General features: G+C 36.8%; 21 protein-coding genes. 13 read left to right on the top strand and 8 right to left on the bottom strand.

All coding sequences use genetic code 11. The features are described from left to right. Nucleotides 1-141: 141 nt before the first annotated feature. The 6 genes from N0O92_RS13905 to N0O92_RS13880 all read left to right on the top strand — a co-directional run bounded on the left by N0O92_RS13905 (nucleotide 142) and on the right by N0O92_RS13880 (nucleotide 3,715). Nucleotides 142-966: a histidinol-phosphatase gene (locus tag N0O92_RS13905; RefSeq protein WP_315615274.1), complete on the top strand. Its 825-nt coding sequence runs from the start codon at nucleotides 142-144 to the stop codon at nucleotides 964-966. 105 nt (nucleotides 967-1,071) lie between these two features. Continuing rightward, nucleotides 1,072-1,935, top strand: coding sequence for a VOC family protein (locus N0O92_RS13900; RefSeq protein WP_315615273.1), 864 nt, complete (start codon nucleotides 1,072-1,074; stop codon nucleotides 1,933-1,935). 172 nt (nucleotides 1,936-2,107) lie between these two features. Next, nucleotides 2,108-2,497, top strand: a complete 390-nt coding sequence (locus N0O92_RS13895; protein WP_315615272.1) for a tautomerase family protein — start codon at nucleotides 2,108-2,110, stop codon at nucleotides 2,495-2,497. 123 nt (nucleotides 2,498-2,620) lie between these two features. Beyond that, the gene (locus N0O92_RS13890; RefSeq protein ID WP_315615271.1) at nucleotides 2,621-3,019 is read left to right on the top strand and encodes a VOC family protein; all 399 of its coding nucleotides are present in this window, start codon (nucleotides 2,621-2,623) and stop codon (nucleotides 3,017-3,019) included. Continuing rightward, nucleotides 3,016-3,240, top strand: a complete 225-nt coding sequence (locus tag N0O92_RS13885; RefSeq protein WP_315615270.1) for an ABC-ATPase domain-containing protein — start codon at nucleotides 3,016-3,018, stop codon at nucleotides 3,238-3,240. Before N0O92_RS13890 ends, N0O92_RS13885 begins: the two co-directional genes overlap by 4 nt. Continuing rightward, the gene (locus N0O92_RS13880) at nucleotides 3,200-3,715 is read left to right on the top strand and encodes an ABC-ATPase domain-containing protein (protein WP_315615370.1); all 516 of its coding nucleotides are present in this window, start codon (nucleotides 3,200-3,202) and stop codon (nucleotides 3,713-3,715) included. The genes N0O92_RS13885 and N0O92_RS13880 overlap by 41 nt, the downstream gene beginning before the upstream one ends. Before the next feature lie 56 nt (nucleotides 3,716-3,771). Here the strand turns inward: N0O92_RS13880 and N0O92_RS13875 are convergent, their stop codons facing one another. Further along, nucleotides 3,772-4,284 carry an acyl-CoA thioesterase gene (locus tag N0O92_RS13875; protein ID WP_315615269.1) on the bottom strand — a complete coding sequence of 171 codons (513 nt, stop codon included), beginning with the start codon at nucleotides 4,282-4,284 and terminating at the stop codon, nucleotides 3,772-3,774. Between the two features lie 259 nt (nucleotides 4,285-4,543). On the opposite strand from N0O92_RS13875, the gene N0O92_RS13870 reads away from it, so the two are divergent. Further along, on the top strand, nucleotides 4,544-6,004 hold the full coding sequence (locus tag N0O92_RS13870; RefSeq protein ID WP_315615268.1) for an aldehyde dehydrogenase: 1,461 nt from the start codon (nucleotides 4,544-4,546) through the stop codon (nucleotides 6,002-6,004). A 30-nt stretch (nucleotides 6,005-6,034) separates the two neighbouring features. Here N0O92_RS13870 and N0O92_RS13865 read toward each other — a convergent pair whose 3' ends face one another. Continuing rightward, nucleotides 6,035-6,463 carry a GlcG/HbpS family heme-binding protein gene (locus N0O92_RS13865; RefSeq protein ID WP_315615267.1) on the bottom strand — a complete coding sequence of 143 codons (429 nt, stop codon included), beginning with the start codon at nucleotides 6,461-6,463 and terminating at the stop codon, nucleotides 6,035-6,037. A gap of 183 nt (nucleotides 6,464-6,646) precedes the next feature. Here N0O92_RS13865 and N0O92_RS13860 point away from each other — a divergent pair, with 183 nt between their 5' ends. The 3 genes from N0O92_RS13860 (at nucleotide 6,647) to N0O92_RS13850 (ending at nucleotide 10,177) form a co-directional block, all read left to right on the top strand. Further along, nucleotides 6,647-7,840: an MFS transporter gene (locus N0O92_RS13860; protein WP_315615266.1), complete on the top strand. Its 1,194-nt coding sequence runs from the start codon at nucleotides 6,647-6,649 to the stop codon at nucleotides 7,838-7,840. A 207-nt stretch (nucleotides 7,841-8,047) separates the two neighbouring features. Further along, complete coding sequence (locus N0O92_RS13855; RefSeq protein ID WP_315615265.1) at nucleotides 8,048-8,398, top strand: IDEAL domain-containing protein; 351 nt, start codon at nucleotides 8,048-8,050, stop codon at nucleotides 8,396-8,398. A gap of 180 nt (nucleotides 8,399-8,578) precedes the next feature. Then, nucleotides 8,579-10,177, top strand: coding sequence for an aspartate:alanine exchanger family transporter (locus tag N0O92_RS13850; protein ID WP_315615264.1), 1,599 nt, complete (start codon nucleotides 8,579-8,581; stop codon nucleotides 10,175-10,177). A gap of 409 nt (nucleotides 10,178-10,586) precedes the next feature. Here the strand turns inward: N0O92_RS13850 and N0O92_RS13845 are convergent, their stop codons facing one another. Then, nucleotides 10,587-10,730 (bottom strand): hypothetical protein, encoded by a 144-nt coding sequence (locus N0O92_RS13845; protein ID WP_315615263.1) that lies wholly within the window; start codon nucleotides 10,728-10,730, stop codon nucleotides 10,587-10,589. 239 nt (nucleotides 10,731-10,969) lie between these two features. Between N0O92_RS13845 and N0O92_RS13840 the strand changes: the two genes are divergently transcribed. Both N0O92_RS13840 and N0O92_RS13835 read left to right on the top strand, forming a co-directional pair. Then, nucleotides 10,970-12,685 carry a putative bifunctional diguanylate cyclase/phosphodiesterase gene (locus tag N0O92_RS13840; RefSeq protein ID WP_315615262.1) on the top strand — a complete coding sequence of 572 codons (1,716 nt, stop codon included), beginning with the start codon at nucleotides 10,970-10,972 and terminating at the stop codon, nucleotides 12,683-12,685. A 141-nt stretch (nucleotides 12,686-12,826) separates the two neighbouring features. Continuing rightward, nucleotides 12,827-13,894, top strand: coding sequence for a TIGR04053 family radical SAM/SPASM domain-containing protein (locus N0O92_RS13835; RefSeq protein ID WP_315615261.1), 1,068 nt, complete (start codon nucleotides 12,827-12,829; stop codon nucleotides 13,892-13,894). Nucleotides 13,895-13,942: 48 nt separating this feature from the next. Here the strand turns inward: N0O92_RS13835 and N0O92_RS13830 are convergent, their stop codons facing one another. Further along, nucleotides 13,943-14,713 (bottom strand): YwiC-like family protein, encoded by a 771-nt coding sequence (locus tag N0O92_RS13830; RefSeq protein WP_315615260.1) that lies wholly within the window; start codon nucleotides 14,711-14,713, stop codon nucleotides 13,943-13,945. 192 nt (nucleotides 14,714-14,905) lie between these two features. On the opposite strand from N0O92_RS13830, the gene N0O92_RS13825 reads away from it, so the two are divergent. Next, nucleotides 14,906-15,694, top strand: a complete 789-nt coding sequence (locus N0O92_RS13825) for a class I SAM-dependent methyltransferase (protein WP_315615259.1) — start codon at nucleotides 14,906-14,908, stop codon at nucleotides 15,692-15,694. A gap of 178 nt (nucleotides 15,695-15,872) precedes the next feature. Here the strand turns inward: N0O92_RS13825 and N0O92_RS13820 are convergent, their stop codons facing one another. The 4 genes from N0O92_RS13820 to N0O92_RS13805 all read right to left on the bottom strand — a co-directional run bounded on the left by N0O92_RS13820 (nucleotide 15,873) and on the right by N0O92_RS13805 (nucleotide 20,016). Continuing rightward, a complete protein-coding gene (locus tag N0O92_RS13820) occupies nucleotides 15,873-16,592 on the bottom strand; it encodes a lipase family protein (RefSeq protein WP_315615258.1) in 720 nt (239 codons plus the stop codon). A gap of 224 nt (nucleotides 16,593-16,816) precedes the next feature. After that, nucleotides 16,817-17,989, bottom strand: coding sequence for a quaternary amine ABC transporter ATP-binding protein (locus tag N0O92_RS13815; RefSeq protein ID WP_315615256.1), 1,173 nt, complete (start codon nucleotides 17,987-17,989; stop codon nucleotides 16,817-16,819). 29 nt (nucleotides 17,990-18,018) lie between these two features. Further along, nucleotides 18,019-18,738, bottom strand: a complete 720-nt coding sequence (locus N0O92_RS13810; RefSeq protein ID WP_396334513.1) for an ABC transporter permease — start codon at nucleotides 18,736-18,738, stop codon at nucleotides 18,019-18,021. 246 nt (nucleotides 18,739-18,984) lie between these two features. Continuing rightward, entirely contained in the window at nucleotides 18,985-20,016 is a 1,032-nt protein-coding gene (locus tag N0O92_RS13805; RefSeq protein ID WP_315615254.1) for an ABC transporter substrate-binding protein, read from the bottom strand. Nucleotides 20,017-20,161 lie beyond the last annotated feature (145 nt).

Below are 20,161 nucleotides of genomic sequence, written 5' to 3'. Positions count from 1 at the left end.
ACTCCTGAAATATGGATGAGGCATTTTTTTAGAGGTAAAAATATCAATGTTGGAAAAGCAAAGTTAGCCCTTGTATGCTGAAAGGAAAATTGACGTACAATAGCCAAATATAGAATAAGGGTAAAATGGAAAGGAGTTATTATGACAACAGAAAATATGCCTAAGTTTGACTTACATACGCATAATAAAATGTGTGGTCATGCGATAGGGACGATTGAAGATTATATAAAAGCTGCGGTACATAAAGGGTTAAAAATGATTGGGATATCAGATCATGCACCTTACTTTCACAGAAGTGAAGACCAGCCTTACCCCGGAATTACAATGGCTAAATCGGAATTTTCCATGTACATTCAAGAAGTGTTACGATTAAAAAAGAAATATGAAGATCAAATTGAGGTCTTACTTGGAATAGAGAGTGATTTTTTTCCGAAACAGGCTGATGTGTATAAGCGTCATTTAATAGAGCAGCCATTGGATTATATTATAGGTTCTGTGCATTACGTGGATGACATTAGTATTTTTAGAAAAGGTCGCTGGGATGGATTAACGAATGTAGAGAAGGTACAGTTGAAAGAAAGGTACTTTTCTCTTATAGAGCAGTCAGCAAGTAGTGATATGTTTGATATACTTGGTCATATTGATGCGATGAAAGGTTTTTATCCGGATTTTTCTAATATAGAGATTAAGACTCTAGATCAAACGCTTCAAATTGTTGGAGAGTATGGGAAAGTTATCGAAATTAACACATCTGGTAAAACGAAAGATTCAGGCGGCTGGTATCCTGAAGATGATATATTAGAGCGAGCTCTTTATCATAATGTAGGTGTGACATTCGGATCTGACGCTCATGATCCTGAACGAGTAGGAGACGAGTTTGAAGAGGTTCAGCAACGGTTAAAAGAAATTGGCTTTACGGAACTTTACTTTTTTAGGCAAAGAAAGAAACAGTCAATTAAAATATAAGTGAAGAAAGGGTAGTGTAAAAAAGCACAACCCTTTTTTAATTGACTTTTGTGTGCCTTCCATCTATATACTACTAATACGAACTGAAACTTTGGAGGAGATATGATGGGTTTTCAATTACATCCTGATACTGAGTTGGGATCAGTCCAACTGAAAGTAAGTAATCTGGAACGCTCATTAGTTTTTTATGAGCAAATAATTGGTTTGACCATTTTGACAAGGAACGAGGATGTTGTGCAACTAACAGCTGATGGGAAAGAACCACTACTTATTTTACAAGAAGAGCCCAATGCTCAAATCTATCCTCCTAATTCAACGCTTGGTCTTTATCATGTTGCGATTTTGTTACCGGAGCGCAAAAATTTAGGTGCGTTCTTAAAACATGTCATTGAGCACAGATTAGAAATTGGGTCAGCTGACCACTTTGTTAGTGAGGCGATTTACTTAGCCGACCCAGATCACAATGGACTTGAAATTTATTGGGACCGTCCAAAAACAGGCTGGATAAAAGTTGATGATACGAATTACAAGATGGTGACAGAAAGAATTGATGGGGAGGGGTTAATAAGAGAAGCGGGAAATCTAACATGGAAAGGGCTTCCTGAGAAAACCAAGATTGGACATGTTCATTTTCATGTACATGATCTAGCTGAAAGTAAAGAGTTTTATAAACAGTTAGGTTTTGATGTGACAGTTGGAAATATGACAAAAATGGGGATGCTTTTTCTGGCAGCTGGAGGTTATCACCACCATATAGGTTTGAATGTATGGGCAGGACCCAATGCAATCTCAAGAGCTAATAGCGTTGGAATTTCGTATTATACGATTGTACTACCTACTAGAGAAGAATGGTTAAAGCTTATACGGCAGTTGAAGGGAAATGGAATACCTATCTTGGAGGAAAATGATAAACAGTGTTTTGTTCAAGATCCAACAGGTATTGCTATCCGTCTAATAGGCAAAGAATAGAATAGATACGTATATAGATGTTTGTCTTTTCGGTTAATAGGGTAACGTTTTCTACAGTGCTTTTTCATAGTATTTTGTTATAAATTTACTATGTACGTGGAAAAATGAACAAAGAAGAGAAAAGTTTGTCAGCATAAGGCTTTTATCCAAAGAAGAAAAGGGGGAAGGGCGCATGCCTTTACTAAGATTTGATCTAATAGAAGGAAGAACGGAAGAAGAAATTAAAACGCTATTAGATGCTTCTCACAGTGCGATGGTTCAAGCGTTTAATGTACCTGAGCGAGATCGCTATCAAATTGTTCATCAGCACCGAGCTCATGAAATGATTATAGAAGATACAGGGTTAGGTTTTGAGCGTAGCAAACATGTCGTAGTTATCAGTGTAACAAGTAAGCAAAGAACAGAAGAGCAAAAACAAAAGTTGTATGAATTATTGGTCCAAGAGCTTGGTGAAAAGTGTGGTATCCAACCAAATGATATTATGATTAATATTGTTACTAATGGAGATGCAGATTGGAGCTTTGGGTTGGGTGAAGCTCAATTTCTAACAGGAAAACTATAATAAGCTATTCAAGTACGTCTACATTCCTAGAGACGTACTTTTTTTCATCCAAATCCAAATTACTTTACTTTTTCCTTGTATCCTTGCTTAATTGTAAAAAAGGGAAACGTGAGGAGTGAAGAAATGATTAAAAGAGTCGAACATGTAGGGATAATGGTAAAAGATATGGAAAAATCAGTCTCTTTTTATAAGGATATTTTAGGTTTTAGTGTTCGCGCTAGGTTAGATCGTGGTGATAAAGAGCTTGTCTTTTTAAGTCATGAAGGGTTACGTGAATTTGACATTGAACTTATTCTTGATCGCCAAACACCAGATATTTATTTCGAGAATGGACTAGTTAATCATGTAGCCTTTGTAGTAGACGATATTAACGAAGTGATCATGATGTGTAATAAAAAAGGAATACATTTGGAAATGGGTCCTGTGAAAAAGGGTATGAACGGACGAAAGACAATGAGGTTTAGAGGACCAAATAAAGAAATGCTACAATTTGTTGAAGAAAAGCAGGAGGAATCATTGTGAACGTACTGAAAGACAAATTAAATAAAATTGATCAAAAAGGATATAAAGCATATAAAGACATTCAAGGAGAGTATGCGTTTCAAACATACCTGCTACATATTGATTATGTTCAAGGGGATCCATTTGCTAGTCCCTCCAAAGTAAGGATCGTTATCCCTAGAAAAAAGACAGAAATCTCTCATCATTTTACAGAACACCTCTTATCGCAAAGTTTGTTGTGAGGACCTACTTGTAAGGAAAGTTCATACTGCATTAATGAAAATAAAAAATCGGGTAGCTGGTACTGGGAAAAGTGGAATCGTCACGATTGATATTCCAAATCAAAAGGTGATGGAGAGGACTGCTGTTCAAATAGAAGAGAATGAAGTGACGATTTGTTTGTCGGTAGGACTGCCAGCGAATGGGCGACGAGTTTTAGCTAAAGAAGCAGAAAAACTTTTTTTTCAATTGCTGTCAGATGTAATCATGAACTCTGTATTCGTTATAAGGGAGAATGAATTAAAAGAAGCAGTGGAATTAATTGATCAGCAACAGGCTATTAGAGAATTATTAAAAAAATATGGATATGTTGCTTTTATTGGGAATGGATCGATATTACCGAGAGGGAGTGGGGTGAGTGACAAACCATTGGTTAGTGATGCTATCCCTTTTAGAAGTCCTAAAGAGATGGAGGTTTCTATTTCTGTTCCACATTAAAATAAAACGAAAAGGAAGGGGACACATGTGTGTTCGCCTTCCTTTTTTTGAGAGATCTATTGCCAGGGCTTTGCTGTTGTAATAAAACTAGCTAACTCTTTACTCCTTGCACGATGAGCTTTCCGCTTCTCAGCTCTTTCTTTCCCAGTTTCATGTAATTTTATTTCTTCGTCTGTTTCAGGGACAACTTGTGGCACTTCAGTAGGCTTTCCTGATTCATCAAGCGCGACAAAGGTTAAGAAGGCCGTTGCTGCAATTTTTCTATGTCCTGTTAACAAATTTTCCGCAATAATTTTGACGAAAATTTCCATTGAACTTTTTCCAGTATAAGTCACAAAAGAAATAAAGTTAACAGAATCCTCAGGAGTAATTGGAGAAAGGAAATCAACTGAATCAGTAGAAGCTGTCACACATTCTTTCCTTGAGTGCCTTGTGGCAGATATTGAAGCAATCATATCAACATCACTCATTAACTTCCCGCCAAATAATGTATTGTGGTTATTAACATCATTAGGAAATACACGACTTGTTCGAACAACTTTTGATTCACTGATTAATTTCTTTTCCATCATTCATTCCACCAATCCATTTTTATCTTATTTTACTTTATTATTACTAGATTATATCAGATTGATTTCATTTGATTAGGGAAATTAATTGTTTTATTTGTTTTTTCTGCTAATAAGTGTGTGAAATATAGCTGTTATAAAGATTTATTAAATTTTCCGGATGTTGCGTATAGAGGAACTTGAGTGTTTTATATGGTACAAATTTAAAGTAAGGTATACGTAAGAAGTAAATAAATATAGTTATGGGAGGGTATTGAGAATGGAAACAGTAACGGTAACAGGAATTGATTGTAGACATTTTATTAATGGACGCTATGTGGATTCAGCAAATGAGAAAACTTTTTTGAATACCAATCCAGCTAATGAAGAGGTGCTTGGTTCCGTAGCTGAAGGTGGTAAAGAAGAAATTGACCTTGCGGTATCTGCTGCAAGAGAGGCTCTAAACGGTCCATGGAAAACGATGCCCCTTACAGAGCGTTCGAAAGTGTTGCGCAAAATTGGTGACTTAATTTTAGAAAGAAAAGATGAGCTTGCTCGTTTAGAATCTTTAGATACAGGAAAACCAATCTGGTTATCAAGTACAATTGATATTCCGCGTGCAGCATATAACTTCCATTTCTTCGCGGATTATATGACTACAATGGGAACAGAAGCGTACCAGCATGATGATGTAGCAATCAACTATGCTGTTCGTAAACCAGTAGGGGTTGTTGGTTTAATCAATCCTTGGAATTTACCAATGCTTCTCTTAACTTGGAAGTTAGCTCCTTGTTTGGCTGCTGGAAATACGGCGGTTTTGAAACCAGCTGAGTGGACACCAATGACTGCAACAGTTCTTGCTGAAATTTGTAAAGAAGCTGGTGTTCCTGATGGTGTAGTAAATGTTGTTCACGGATTCGGTCCTGAATCAGCAGGTGCTGCATTAACAGAACACCCAGATGTAGATGCCATAACATTTACTGGGGAAACATCAACAGGTACGGCAATTATGAAAGCAGCAGCGAATTCGCTAAAAAAACTTTCTTATGAATTAGGTGGAAAGAACCCGAACATTATCTTTGCCGATTCAGATCTTGATGAAGTGCTAGAAACAACAATTAAATCAAGCTTCATTAATCAAGGGGAAGTTTGCTTATGTGGATCTAGAATTTATGTTGAGCGTGCTGCTTACGATGAATTCGTTGAGAAGTTTGTTGCGAAAACGAAAGAGCTTGTTGTTGGAGATCCATTTGACGAGAAAACAAAAATTGGTGCCATGATTGGAAAAGAGCATTATGAGCGTGTACTAGGTTTCTTAGATTTAGCTAGAGAAGAAGGTGGAACGATTCAAATTGGTGGTGGTCGTCCAGAAGGATTTGAGAAAGGCTACTATATCGAGCCGACGATCATCACGGGTCTCGATCGCAATGCACGTTGTGTTCGTGAAGAGATCTTTGGACCAGTTGTAACGGTTATCCCATTTGATACGGAAGAAGAAGTACTAGAACAAGTTAATGATTCTCATTACGGGTTAAGTGCATCGATTTGGACAAATGATCTGCGCCGTGCTCATCGTGTAGCCAACGAAGTGGAAGCTGGCATCATTTGGGTAAACACATGGTTCTTACGTGACTTGCGTACGCCGTTTGGCGGAATGAAGCAAAGTGGTATTGGACGTGAAGGTGGTATGCACAGCTTTGAGTTTTATAGTGAATTGAAAAATATTTGTATTAAACTATAAAGGAAAAAGACTGACTCAGCATAAATGGAGTCAGTCTTTTAATGTATGAAGCACACTTAGAGCAGCTAACGCACATTCGTTGTCCTGTTCCTGGGTTCCACCAGACACACCAATTCCACCAAGAAGATCATCTCCAGCATAGATTGGTTGCCCACCACTGAAAATCGTCATTCTTTCGGTATGAACAATTCCATGCAATAAGGCTGGTTTATCTTGTATTCTACCGTACCAATCACCTGTAGGAATACCAAATCCTACCGCAGTGTAAGCTTTATTTTGAGCAATGTTACTTGGAAGGAGCTTTGCCCCATCCATCCTCAAAAAACCGAATAAATTCCCGCCGTCATCTACAATCGCAATACTAATCTTGATGTTTAGTTCTTTTGCTTTTTCAATCGCTTTTTCAAGCATTTTCAAAACTAATTGTTGTGTTAAAACACTTTTTTGAGGAAGGCTCATTACGATCTCCTTTCTAGAATTGATTCATAGAGTTAAGTTGTTTTTTCACTGTTGCATATGTAGGGAGAACAATCTATTTACGTATGTAAAAGTACTATAACATACTAAGAAAAGAGAAGAAATGCGGGAATTTCCTATAAAAGAACATGGTAATTACTTTGATAAGAAAGGAAAGGGAAACTATTGAAAAATAAATGGATTGTCTTATTCGTATCTCTTGCTGCTTTTTTTGGACCGTTTACTCAGACAATTTATGTACCGCTAATCCCTGAAGTTCAACAGCATTTTGGCTCGTCCGAGTTAGTTGTGAACATAACGATCTCAATTTTTACTCTTGTACTGGCTTTCATGCAAATTGTCTATGGACCTTTGGTTGATCGGTATGGACGAAAAAAGGTACTCCTTCCAGCTATATTCATTTACATAGTAGGTTCAATAGGTGCAGCACTCTCTCCTACAATTTGGGTCTTAATCTTTTTTAGAGTCGTTCAAGCCGCGGGTATTGCCGCTGGTTCAGTTGTAGCAACAACGGTTATTGGTGACTTATTTCAAGGGAAAATGTTGGGAAGATCGATGGGGACTTTTCAAATGTGTGTGTCGCTTGGACCTGTTTTGGGTCCGCTTGCAGGTGGACTCATTGGAGGATATACAACTTTTAATGGTGTCTTCTGGTTTTTGACGATAATGGGTATTATTTTATTTTTGTCGAATTTCTATTTATTGCCTGAAACTAGAAGGCCTAATGCTACAAGCAAACGATTCCGGTTCGGTGATTTTGGCCTCATTTTCATGAGTCATACAGGATCTGTTGTCCTTTTGTATGGGTTTATACAATATTATACGTATTATAATTTCATTGTTTTCTTGCCACATTTGCTCCAACAAAATTATGTTCTCTCAACAAGTCAAGTTGGTTGGTTATTTATTCCATTGACATTGACGGTAGTCTTGGGAAACATTCTTGGAGGAAGAATTCAAGAATGGATTTCTCAGCGTAAACTCTTACTTATTTCTTCTATCTGTAATATTTTTTCCATCCTGCTTTACGTTTTACTAGCACCGTTATCATTGCCATTTGTTATGCTAACGACAGCCTTATTTGGCTTATGTATGGGGGTATCTTCGCCAATACAAACAACCATCCTTGTCCAAACGTTTAGTCAGATAAGAGGAACAGCGATTGGTGCTTATAATTTTTCTAGATATCTCGGAATGGCGGCAGGTCCTATGATTGGCACTATTTTATACAGTTGGAGGCCTTTTACTGAATTCTATTTTTCAGCTTTTTTATTTGTTTGTATTTTAATTTTGGTAGTTCAAAGGTTAAAAAGGCCTGTACGACCGCAAGATCACGAATCAAGTAGAGTTAATGGATAATGACAGATACATGAACAAATGTTTATAGAGGGCACGGCTAACGAAAAAAGGACTGCAAAATTCCAAAAAGCCCAAGAAGATACGGTAAAAAGTGAATATAATGATTGTGCCAGATCGTTGTATTTTAAATGAACAATGAAGATCTCAACTTAGTCAAAGGATACAGTCAGTGCTAAAGTCGGTATGACAAAGGTTGGTGAACATAGCATGGAAGCTAACTACAATACAGGGTATAAACCTGGTGACTGGATTAAAGGGAAGACGAGAAACGATGAGTGGGTACATGGATATATAGAAAGCATTGAATCATTTAACCCATTAGCTAGAGTGAAAGTTCTCTTTAGCGACAATAAGAATTTTATAGGTAGAACGATACGGATTGATAAGAAAGATATTGAGAGACAAACAGTACTAACCAATTACTCTGAAGGAGAGTTGTTAAACTTTATTGATTTGGCCCTTTCAACAAGAGATGAACAGTGGTTTATGGAATTAACTATAAAGTTAAAACGGAAGCAGAATACATTGTCTTTTAGTAAACGAGAAAAAAATAATTAAGTATAAAAAGCTTCTCTTAAGGTTTGTCCTTACTAATAGAGAAGCTTTTTTACTGACATAATGAATAAAAAATAGTATATATTGTGAAACGATGAGCATAAAGAGGTGGTTCAATGGGAAAGAAGATATATAATAAGTTGAAAACATTTATTAATTGCATTTGAAAGTGGAGGAAGAAACATGGAGTTACTTATTTCCTTATTGGAAGAACCGTTGCTGTTATTATTTGTTATATTGTTTTTAGGTTCCATGCTTGGGCAGGCCCAAATTAAAGGCTTAAGTTTAGGGACGTCTGGGGTCCTGTTGGTAGCCATGTTATTTGGTCATTTTGGCTATCAAGTTTCTATGACTGTTCAAAACCTTGGGCTTAGTTTGTTTATTGTAGCTGTCGGTTTACAAGCAGGTCCACGTTTTTTTCGAATGATGCGTTCAAGCGGACTAATTTTTGGTGTGATTGGCCTTCTAATTGTACTTATTGCATCCATTACCACGATTGTCGTTTCGCATTTGTTTGATTTATCTCCAGCATTAAGTATTGGATTGATGACAGGTGCCTTAACAAGTACACCAGGTTTAGCCGCTGCTCTTCAAGCGACAAATGATCCATTAGCATCTGTTGGATATGGGATTGCTTATCCGTTTGGAGTAGTGTCGGTTGTTCTGTTTGTTCAACTTTTACCAAGATTATTAAAAATAGACCTGTTGAAAGATGCACAACTTGCAATTGATCCGGCTAAAACAGAAGGGTCTCCTGAAGTGATGACTGTTGAAGTTCTTAATCCAAATGTCAATAAGCGTACATTAAAGGAATTGCGTTTTCATAAATACAAATCGGTCGTTATCAGTCGGGTTATTCGTGGAGATCGTAATATTATTGCATTAAACGATACAGTCATTTTAAAAGGAGATTATCTTGTAGCTGTTGGAATTAAAGAGGATTTGCATACATTTTGTCAAGACATAGGAAGAGAGGTTAATACGAACTTTCAGAACGCAGATCATGTAAAGCTCAGGAAAGTAGTGGTTGATTCAGAAGAGATGATCGGGAAGAATGTAAGGGAGCTGGAGCTGCGGCGCATGTACGGTGTAACGGTAACGCGTATTGAACGTGGAGGCTTTGAATTTAATCAAAATTCTAAATGGCGTTTTGAGAGAGGTGATATCCTTACGTTAGTTAGTAGCGAAGATCGGTTGGATGTTGTCGAAAAGTTATTTACAAAAAAGACGCTAACGGTCACAAATGTTCATATATTTTCTTTGAGTTTGATATTGTTAATGGGGATTATAGTCGGTATGGTTCCTATTTATTTACCAAAATTAGGTACAATTACGTTAGGTGTTGCAGGTGGTCCTTTGTTTGTGGCTTTAATTATTGGCCATTTTGGACGATTAGGTCCAATACGTGCTCGATTTTTTCAACCGTCCAATCAGGTCATTCGCGACATAGGACTTGTTTTGTTTTTAGCTGGAGCAGGAACGACTGCTGGGCAAGGATTAGTCGAGGTAATACAAAAAGAAGGAATAAGTCTCATAATTGGGGGTGCATTCATTACAATTGTCCCCATTGCTGTAGGATTTTGGCTTGCGAGAAAATTTTTCAAATTAAGTATGGTTCATTCATTGGGAGCTTTGAGTGGAGGGCTTACTAGTACACCCGGACTGGGTGCAGTTAATCAATTAATCGAAACAGACGATGCGTCCATCGCATATGCTGCCGCCTACCCTTTTGCGCTTATTTTTGTTGCGATTGCTGCCCAATTACTTGTATTCTTTTTGTAAGATGGGTACTTAGGATTTTTGTTATTAAAAACGTTGCTATAAAGCGGAGGGCATAATGTTGTTTGTTAACAAAATGCCATAGAGTATTGGGGGAAGATTGTGAATTATATTTAACTAATTATTTCCCTTCTTTCTTTTACTGACCCAAATCGCTAATGAAATACAAATAACTAAGAATGCTCCAAATGTTACAAGTAGTAATGTATCTGCTACATCCATATTGATGAACCTCCTATTATCTTTGTATGATTATTTTGTTAGAATAAGCTATTTTTATACAGTAAAGAATCCTCTTTTTAAAATAAGTGACATCAACCGTGCAACTATTTTAAAGAGGATTCTTTATTATAAACTTATGCCCATAGTTGTCCTTCTATTGATTTAATCAGCACTTGGCAATCCACGCTCATTACTTTTTCTGATCATATGTCGTAAATCCTCGTTTTTTAGCCAACAACAATTTCGCTTCGTTATAAGTTAGACCTGATTGACTGTTGAGTTTCTTCACTTCATCTATATCTGTACCTGCTATCGTTATATGTTTGTTTTTCATGTATTCTTCCTCCATGTGCATTCTATTTTCTTATAGTTACCTGGTTGGATGAAACTATGTTCAAGTTTTTTTCTTTTTTCATGAGGATAGTAAGAAGAAGGGCGATAAGGTTGGACAAATAGTCTACATTAAACTTCTACATGTAGCTTTCACTAAAAAGTGTGACTTTTGTCACAGCGAGAAACAGCCTCATCAAGTAAAATAACAGAAGCAGTCTTGAGCAGAAATGAGGGGACAGGATGGGTGTAGAGACTGAACTAGATCAGGCTTTAAAAAAGCTGAGAAACATTGAATCAGCGTTAAATGAATCATGCATTGTAGCCATTACGGATCACAGAGGGATCATTCAATTTGTTAATGATAAATTTTGTAACATCTCTAAATATAGTAGAGAAGAGTTGATAGGGAAAGATCACCGGATTATTAACGCGGGTTACCATAGTAAAGAGTTCATCCAGACTTTATGGAAAACGATTACAAAAGGAAGTGTCTGGAGGGGAGAATTTAAAAATAGAGCAAAGGACGGAACGTATTATTGGGTCGATACAACGATTGTTCCTTTTTTAAGTGAAGATGGAGTTCCATATCAATATGTATCAATCCGTCATGAAATCACAGATCGAAAGCAAATGGAAGAAAATATGAAATCCATGGCTTACTTCGATCCCTTAACGATGTTGCCGAATAGAAACAAATTAAATAAATGGCTAAGTGATGTTCAAATTGATCAAAAAAGAAATGAGCAAATCGCGATTTTATTTCTAGATTTAGATCGCTTTAAGTCTATTAATGATCAATATGGACATAATATTGGAGATTTGTTAATAAAAGAAGCGGGGCAGCGATTAAAAGATTGTCTTCGAAAAAACGACTTTATCACTCGGCAAGGAGGAGATGAGTTCGTTATCATCTTAGATGAGGTTAAAAACAAACAAGAAGTCATCACTTTCATTAAGAAAATAATGAATCAACTTTCTTTGCCATTTTATATTCTCAAGAACAAAATATTGCTTTCAACTAGTATTGGGGTCAGTTTGGATTGTATTTCAGCTGAAACTGATAATTATCAAAAGTTTATTGAATCATTAGTAAAGGAAGCAGACCATGCAATGTACAAAGCAAAGCAACAAGGTGGGAATACATATCGTTTTAGTACACCCAAACATAGTCTCGAAATGGAGAGATACTACAGAATGCAACAAGAAGCAGCCCAAGCTCTTGAATGTAACGAGTTCTATCTTGTTTATCAACCGCTAGTAAACTTAACAAACGGTGAGATAGAAGGGGCTGAAGCCTTACTAAGATGGGATAACTCATCATTTGGTTTTGTTTCTCCTGCTGAATTTATTCCTGTACTAGAAGAAGTAGGTTCTATCGTTCCTGTTGGAAAGTGGATCCTTCAGTCTGCCTGTCAACAGTTGAAAAAGTGGCAAGATGCTGGCCGTTTTTTCAGGAAAATTTCAGTTAATGTCTCTCCAGTTCAATTTAGAAATAACCATTTTGTAGATGATATTAAAGAAATTTTAACAGATACGGAGCTTGACCCTTCATGCTTGGAACTGGAAATAACTGAGGGTATTCTCTTAAATATAGAAGCATCACAAAAAAAATTAGCTGCTTTAAAGAAATTAGGTGTAAAGATTTCTATTGATGATTTTGGAACTGGGTACTCATCCTTAAGTTATCTAAAACATTTACCAGTGGATACAATTAAAATTGATAAATCATTCATTCATGAATTAGACCTTGATGGTGAATTGATCGTCAATACGATCATTCAAATGGGTATTAATTTGAATTTTACAGTTATTGCTGAAGGGATTGAAAACGAAAAACAATTAGCTTATTTAAAGAAACAAAATTGTCATAAAGGGCAAGGGTATTACTTTAGCAAACCGGTACGAGAAAATGAGTTTCCTATTAATCTCGATTATAATCGTGTGTTAACCAATTAGTCTCATAGGGATTAATTGGTTTTTTGTGTTATTGAAATAATGACAAACTTATGAACGTTCTTTTTTTGTGATATCTATCACCTATGGAATTGATATGTTTTGATACTCTAAAACTAGTTAAAATTAGAGGAGAGCTGTTGAATGGAAAGTAATTATAAAGAAAATCCATTTATCGTTATTTGGGAAATAACGAGGGCCTGTGCGTTAAAATGTTTGCATTGTCGAGCAGAAGCTCAACATCTTCGTGATCCAAGGGAACTAACAACGGAAGAAGGAAAGGAATTAATTAATCAAATATATGAGATGGATAACCCTTTGCTTGTTTTTACAGGAGGAGATCCATTAATGAGAGAGGACCTTTACGAGTTAATTGAGTATGCTGTTCAAAAGGGAGTGCGTGTCTCTATGACTCCTAGTGCCACTCCGAGAGTGACGAAAAAAGCGATTGAAAAAGTGAAAGCAGCAGGGTTATCAAGATGGGCATTTAGTTTAGATGGTCCAACAAAAGAAATTCATGATCATTTTAGAGGAACAAAGGGTTCGTTTGATTTAACCATGAAAGCCATTCGGCATTTACATGAATTAGGCATGCCAATTCAAATTAATACAGTTGTTTCTCACTACAACGTAAATGAATTAAAAGATATGGCAAAATTAATGGAGCAATTAGAGACTGTACTTTGGAGTGTATTCTTTTTGGTTCCAACTGGACGAGCGTCGAATATGGAGCCGATATCTCCAGAACGTCATGAAGAAGTATTACATTGGCTTGCAGAAGTAAAAGAAACTTCCTCGTTTGATATTAAGACGACAGAAGCTCCACATTTTAGAAGGGTACTCTTACAGCGCCAATCAAAGAAAACAAAAAAAGCGGAAGGAAGAAAAAAACACGACATATTAGGACGAGCGCCAAAAGGGGTAAATGACGGGAATGGTTTTTTATTTATTTCTCACCTCGGCGACGTATTTCCAAGTGGCTTTCTTCCTATTCATTGTGGCAATGTAAGAGAAGAACCTCTTGCAAAGATATATAGAGAACACCCGGTGTTTACCCAGTTACGTGAGCCTGACCTTTTTAAGGGAAAGTGTAGTGTGTGTGAATATCGCCATATATGTGGAGGGTCACGGGCAAGAGCCTTTGCTATAACGGGTGATTATTTACAAGCAGAACCATACTGCATTTATGTACCCAAACGCAAACGAGTATAAGCAAACAACCAGTCACGAAAATGCTACGTGCACTGGTTGTTTTTTTGATCATAAAAAGAAGGCTAAACTGAGTACAAAAAATACGATGCCATTTACAATTTCAATGATGCCAATTTGCATGGGTTTCATTTGTTTCTTTCTTGTAGTAATCCAATCTTTTACGGATCCTGGAAAATAAGCAACGGCAAGCAACGGCTGCCCTATTAGGACAGGTACGAGTAACAATAGAACATGATACGTATGTGATATTATTCTGAAACGATGATTCTTTCTTTCACGAATAAGGGACTTAACGTAGAAGGCACTTCCTGTAAAATAAAAAGTGACATAAAGCAATAAAAAGATTGCTTCATCCAAAATTGAACCTCCTCCGAGAATAACCGCAGCTACTCCCCCTAATCCAAACGTAATGATCCCACTAATATTATTCAATAAACTTCTTTCATTTTTCTTTTTAATAAAATATAGATTTATAGCAAGCAGAGGAACAAGGATAATCCCAAGTACTAATAAGATAGGATAGTGCCATATAATTGGAATCAAAATGACAAGAGCAATAATTGAATATGAGACAAGCCAAGGCAACATTTTTCCTATTACTTTTTGATTGCGGATAATAGAGAAAAGTGGCGTTGAGGCAAGAAAGAGAAAGAACCATCCGATCAAAAAAGGAATATGAAAAGTTGTCAGACCTATGATCATTGTTCCTAAAAAATAAGGTAAAAAGAACATCATCCAAGTGCCATGCTCTTTAGGCAACAGGATTCTTACTTTTTTTCTAGCGGTAGACGGTTTCTGTGTACACTTTGTTGCTAACATAAAAGCACCCCTTTTGGTTTTCGTATAATTACTATAAATGGAGTGTAAATTTCTTTCTGTTAACTCAGTCACAGGTGGAGAGAATCTGCCTTGTAATTGATTTTATTATTTGTCCTACTATATGATAAAGGTGGAATAATCTTGAAGAGTATCATCGTAACTTTATTTCCATTTTAATAAGAGGATGTGGTGATGATGAAAGACAATGGAATGAAAGAAAGTGTACAAGCGCAATTTGGTAATAATGCAAGTAATTATGTAACGAGTCAAACTCACGCCAAAGGGGAAGATCTCCAAAAGTTATTACATATTTCCGGTATAACCGGAGATGAAGATTGCCTTGATATCGCTACAGGAGGGGGGCATGTTGCCAATCTCTTAGCACCTTTTGTTTTAAAGGTTACCGCACTTGATCTAACCTCTGAGATTTTAAAAGTAGCAAGACAATTTATCGAAAAAAATGGACATTCTAATGTTTCCTTTATCCAAGGGGATGCGGAGCAACTCCCGTTTCAGGATGAGTGTTTTGACGTAGTCACATGTCGAATTGCAGCTCATCATTTTCCTAATGTGAATGCTTTTGTTAAAGAAGCATTTCGCGTTACCAGAAAGGGAGGCACGTTGTTACTAATTGATAATGTAGCCCCTGAGTTAGATCATTTAGACTTCTTTTATAACAAAATTGAAAAGGATAGAGACCCTAGTCATTTTCGGGCGTGGAAGAAATCAGAGTGGTATAACCTAATAGAGGTAACAGGTTTTGAAATAGTGGAATCTTATTCGTTTGATAAGAAGTTTCATTTTGATACATGGTGTGACATGATGAATCTTGCAAATGAAAAGAGGGTTCATTTATCGGATTTTATGATTGGTGCGACTGAAGCAGCTCATAAAAAGTTTCGATTGCATTTAAGGAACAAGAAAGTAGAAACGTTTAAAGGGGAAGCTATTTTATTAAAAGCAACTAAACCTCAGGAATAATGAGAGAAAAAGTTCCTTTTAGCAGATTGAGAGAAGTGTAATGGCTACACACGGTTGCGTCCCTGCTAATCAGGAACCCACTCATAGTAGGTTTTAAAAAAGAAACGGTTTAGCTCATTGTTTAGAGGCCACTGAAAAGTGAAAACCAAACCTAATTCAGTGGCCTCTTTTAGTGTGGCTACAAGTCTTTTACACCTTTAATATAAGTATAGATGCTATGATTTCCACTTAACGTATCTGTTTGTAAACCGAACGTGCGTCCACCTTTAATATGCTCGTATTGATACATTTGATCAGTAAGTGGACTGTAAATCGATTCTGGTGGTAAAAGTGGTACGATATCATAAATGTTAACGAATCGGTAACTTTCTTCAATTTTTTCGTTAAACTGCTGAGCAAATAATGGGTCTCCTACTCTTGGACTAGCAAAGTTATAAAGTGTTACATGATAGCCGTGAGTTGTGAGATCCATTGAACATAATGTAGCAAGTGCAGCTCCTAAACTATGTCCTGTAACATAGATTTGCTTTTTTAGTGGAATGTTTTCTAAAGTGTCCATGATGTCATCTCGACATGATTGGTAAATAGCAGAAAACCCTTCATGAACGTGACAAGTTTCTTTCGTATAAGGAAAGGGTACTTGAGCGACTTCTGCATCAACCATCCAATCGGGATTTGAGTCTGTACCTCTAAACGCAATAATCACGCTTTTTTTTGACTCTAGAATAAATCCAAACCATTCTTTAAAACCGAAGGCGTTGGCTTTGAAGCTAGTCAGCAGCTTAAATCCTTTTGGTATGGTGAACTCATCATGGTTGGCATATTGAATGTAAGTTTGTAAACAACAATTTGCTAAAAACAATGGAAGTTGTCGTTTGATAGAGTGAGTATAGGTCATATCGGCTCCTCCTGTAGAAACGGATACCATATCATATGTTGAAAAGACCCAATACGCCCCATCTAGACGTGCTAAAAATGTCTTCCGGATGAATTAATTTAAAGTGTATCTATGAGGGATGAGAAGAAAAGGCAAGGGGTGTCTCAAAAGCTTGATTAATCTTTGGGATAACGTTGTACAAAAAATCCCACAACCTACATTAAAGGGTTGTGGGATTTTTTGTATTAAACCAGCGCAGACAATACCGATACTCTTGATATAATGCCAAGAAGTTTTTGATCATTATCAACAACGGCAAGAGGGTATTTGGACTCTGAAGCTTTTGGAATTAAATCTTGTAAATACGCATCAGGGTCTGTCGTAAAGTAATTATCATTTAAAATATCTTTTAACGTTTTGTTTTCTTTAATGGCCTTTACGGTGTCATCGATCGTAACGAGACCCTGTAATTTCCGCTCACTATTAACGACAAAGACACTAGAAATACCGTTTGAACGCATTTCATTTACTGCTGATTTCAACCCTTCTTTTAGAGAAACGACAGCAGAAGGTTTGTACATGACATTGCTTGCCTGTAGAACTTTCGAACGATCAATATCTTTTACGAAATCTTTAATATAATCACTTTTCGGTTTTTCGATAATTTCTTCCGGTGTCCCGCTTTGTTCAATTTGACCATCTTTCATAACGGCTACGCGATCCCCAATCTTAAATGCCTCGTTGATATCATGCGTAATAAAAATGATCGTCTTTTTCAATTTTGCTTGTAGTTCCATTAACTCTAATTGCATATCGCGCTTGATGAGAGGGTCAAGTGCACTGAATGGCTCATCCATTAATAAAATATCCGGATCTGTTGCTAGGGCGCGAGCGAGCCCCACACGTTGCTGCATTCCTCCACTTAACTCATGAGGCATTTTTTCTTCCCATCCTGCTAGTCCGGCATTGGCAAGAGCTTGCTTTGCTTTTTCATAACGCTCTTCTTTATCTACATTTTTGACTTCAAGGCCATATTGAACATTATCAATGACGTTTTTATGGCTGAAAAGACCGAAATGTTGAAAGACCATCGCGATTTTATTCTGTCTAAATGTACGTAATTGTTGTTTTGAATACTCTACAATGTTTTCACCATCAACAATAATCTTTCCATCTGTTGGTTTATTTAATAAGTTTAAACAGCGAATTAATGTCGATTTACCACTACCAGAAAGACCCATGATCACGAACATTTCACCTTCATTTACACGTAACGAAATGTCGTAAATACCAACCGTGTGCTTAGTATCTTTTAGGATTTTCTCTTTTGATATGCCTTGTTTTACTTTCGGTAATACAGATTTGGGATTTCGTCCGAATATTTTTGTTAAGTTTTCCACTCTTACTTTTTCTGTCATAATCGAACTCCTACTTTCCTTATATCTTCTTATTCTTTCACTTGTGAATTTTTGGCGATACCTTGTGAAATACGATCCATGATAATGGCTAAAATAACAATGCCTAGACCAGCTTCAAAACCTCGAGCGATATCAACTCGGTTTATGGCAATCAATACTTCCATTCCAAGACCTTGAGCTCCAATCATTGAAGCGATAACGACCATAGCTAGTGCCATCATCGTTGTCTGGTTAATTCCAGTCATGATGGTTGGAAGAGCTTGAGGAAGTTGGACTTTCGTTAGTACTTGCATTGGGGAGGAGCCGTATGAATAGGCAGCTTCCACCATGTCTTTTGATACTCTACGAATAGCAAGGTTTGTTAACCTAATAACCGGTGGGATTGCATAAATAATCGTTGCAATGACGGCAGGGACTTTGCCTAGCCCGAAGAAAATCATAGCCGGGATTAGGTACACAAAGCTTGGCATCGTCTGCATTGCGTCTAATATTGGTTTCATGATTGCTTCCGTAGTACGGTTGTAAGCCATAGCAATACCAATTGGGATTCCAAATAGCAATGAAATAAATACAGATGCTAACACGATCGCTAAAGTCATCATTGTAAAATCCCAGTAACCAAATGAGCCAACTAAAATCATTAAAAGAGCAAAGACGATACCAGAAACAAGGGATGCACAACGCCAACCTAGTACAAAAATTACAATAATAACAAGCCACCAAGGAATCATGATTAAAAAGTTTTCCATGTGGACCATCACCCATAATAGGGAAGCGCTAATCGCATCAAATAATCCAGAGAAATTGGCTTCTAGCCACCTTACAAATGTTTCAATATACTTTCCTAATTCAAAACGTAACGAGTCAGGGAAATTGTTCATTCTTCTTCAGTTGCAATCATTGAAAAATGCAACCAATTCACCTCCTAGTAAGTTGATAAATCAATGGTATACAAAAGGCTTGACTAAAGTCGTTTTAGCCAAGCCATATTTGTTTTAAAGTCCTGCTTTCACTTTTTCTACTACTTCTTCTGAAACCCACGTTGTCCAAACATCTTCATACTCTTTCAAAAAAAATTCGGCAACTTCTTCATTTTCAGCATCGTTCTCTTGCATGTAAGCAAGTAACTCATTTGTAATCGCCGCACTTGTTGCGTAATTGCTTAAGAATTCAGCCACATCAGGAGCTTGTTCTGGCAATTGATTTTGGACAGCGATAGTCAAACGTTGTGAAGGGAATTCTGTTAAATATCCATCATTCCATAATGTTTCATCGTAAGGTTCATCTTCAAGAAGAGTAATGTCATACATTCCAGCAATCCAAGTTGGTTCCCAATAGTAACCTACCCAAGGTTCGCCATTTTCGTAAGCATTAATTAATGATGTGTTCAGTGCAGTATCTGATCCAGGTTGAAAATAATTGAATGTATCTTCTAGTCCGTAGTTGACCATTTTTGCTTCTAATACATTATCTGCTGCCCAGCCAGGTATTGAGCCATAAATTCTCCCTTTTGATGCATCTTCTGGGTCTTGAAACACTTCCCAGTAATCAGGTAAATCATGAATTGATTTTAAACCTGGTGCTAATGGCTCAATGCCTCGCTCTGCGTCACCCTCAATCACATACGTAGGAACATATAATCCTTCTGCTGTATCGTCAAAGTTTACGGATAATTCAACAATATCCCCACTTTCAATTGCTTCTGAATATTGGTCGTAAAAGTTACCTGTCCAAATCTCCATATAGACATCTAGACTTCCGTTTCCTATTCCAATAAGAGAACCAGTTTCTGATCCTGGCATTGACTCGGTGTTGTATTCAAACCCATTTTCAATAATATTTCTAGCGATTGTGTTATGAATGCGAATACTGTCCCATCCAGCATCAGCGAATGTGATCGTATCGATTGATCCAGATCCACCGCTTTGTCCTGTTTCATTACTTCCACCACATGCAGCTATAAAAGCTATAAGTCCTACTAACATGAAAGTAAGAATGATAGTTTTAAAATGTCGTATACTTTTCATTTTTAAACTCCTCCTTAGAAATATGAACTATTTTTTGTTTTTTACTGTCTTTTTTATCTGTACTATTCGTATCACCTCTTTTGTAAAGTTCAAACTATGTACGTGTGTGAAAAGGTTCCGGGCAAGACATGTTTAACTTGCATAG

The sequence above is a fragment of the Alkalihalobacillus sp. MEB130 genome, assembly GCF_032335535.1.
In the GTDB taxonomy this organism is placed as follows: domain Bacteria; phylum Bacillota; class Bacilli; order Bacillales; family Bacillaceae_D; genus Halalkalibacter.
This window is presented reverse-complemented; position numbering and strand designations above follow the sequence as displayed.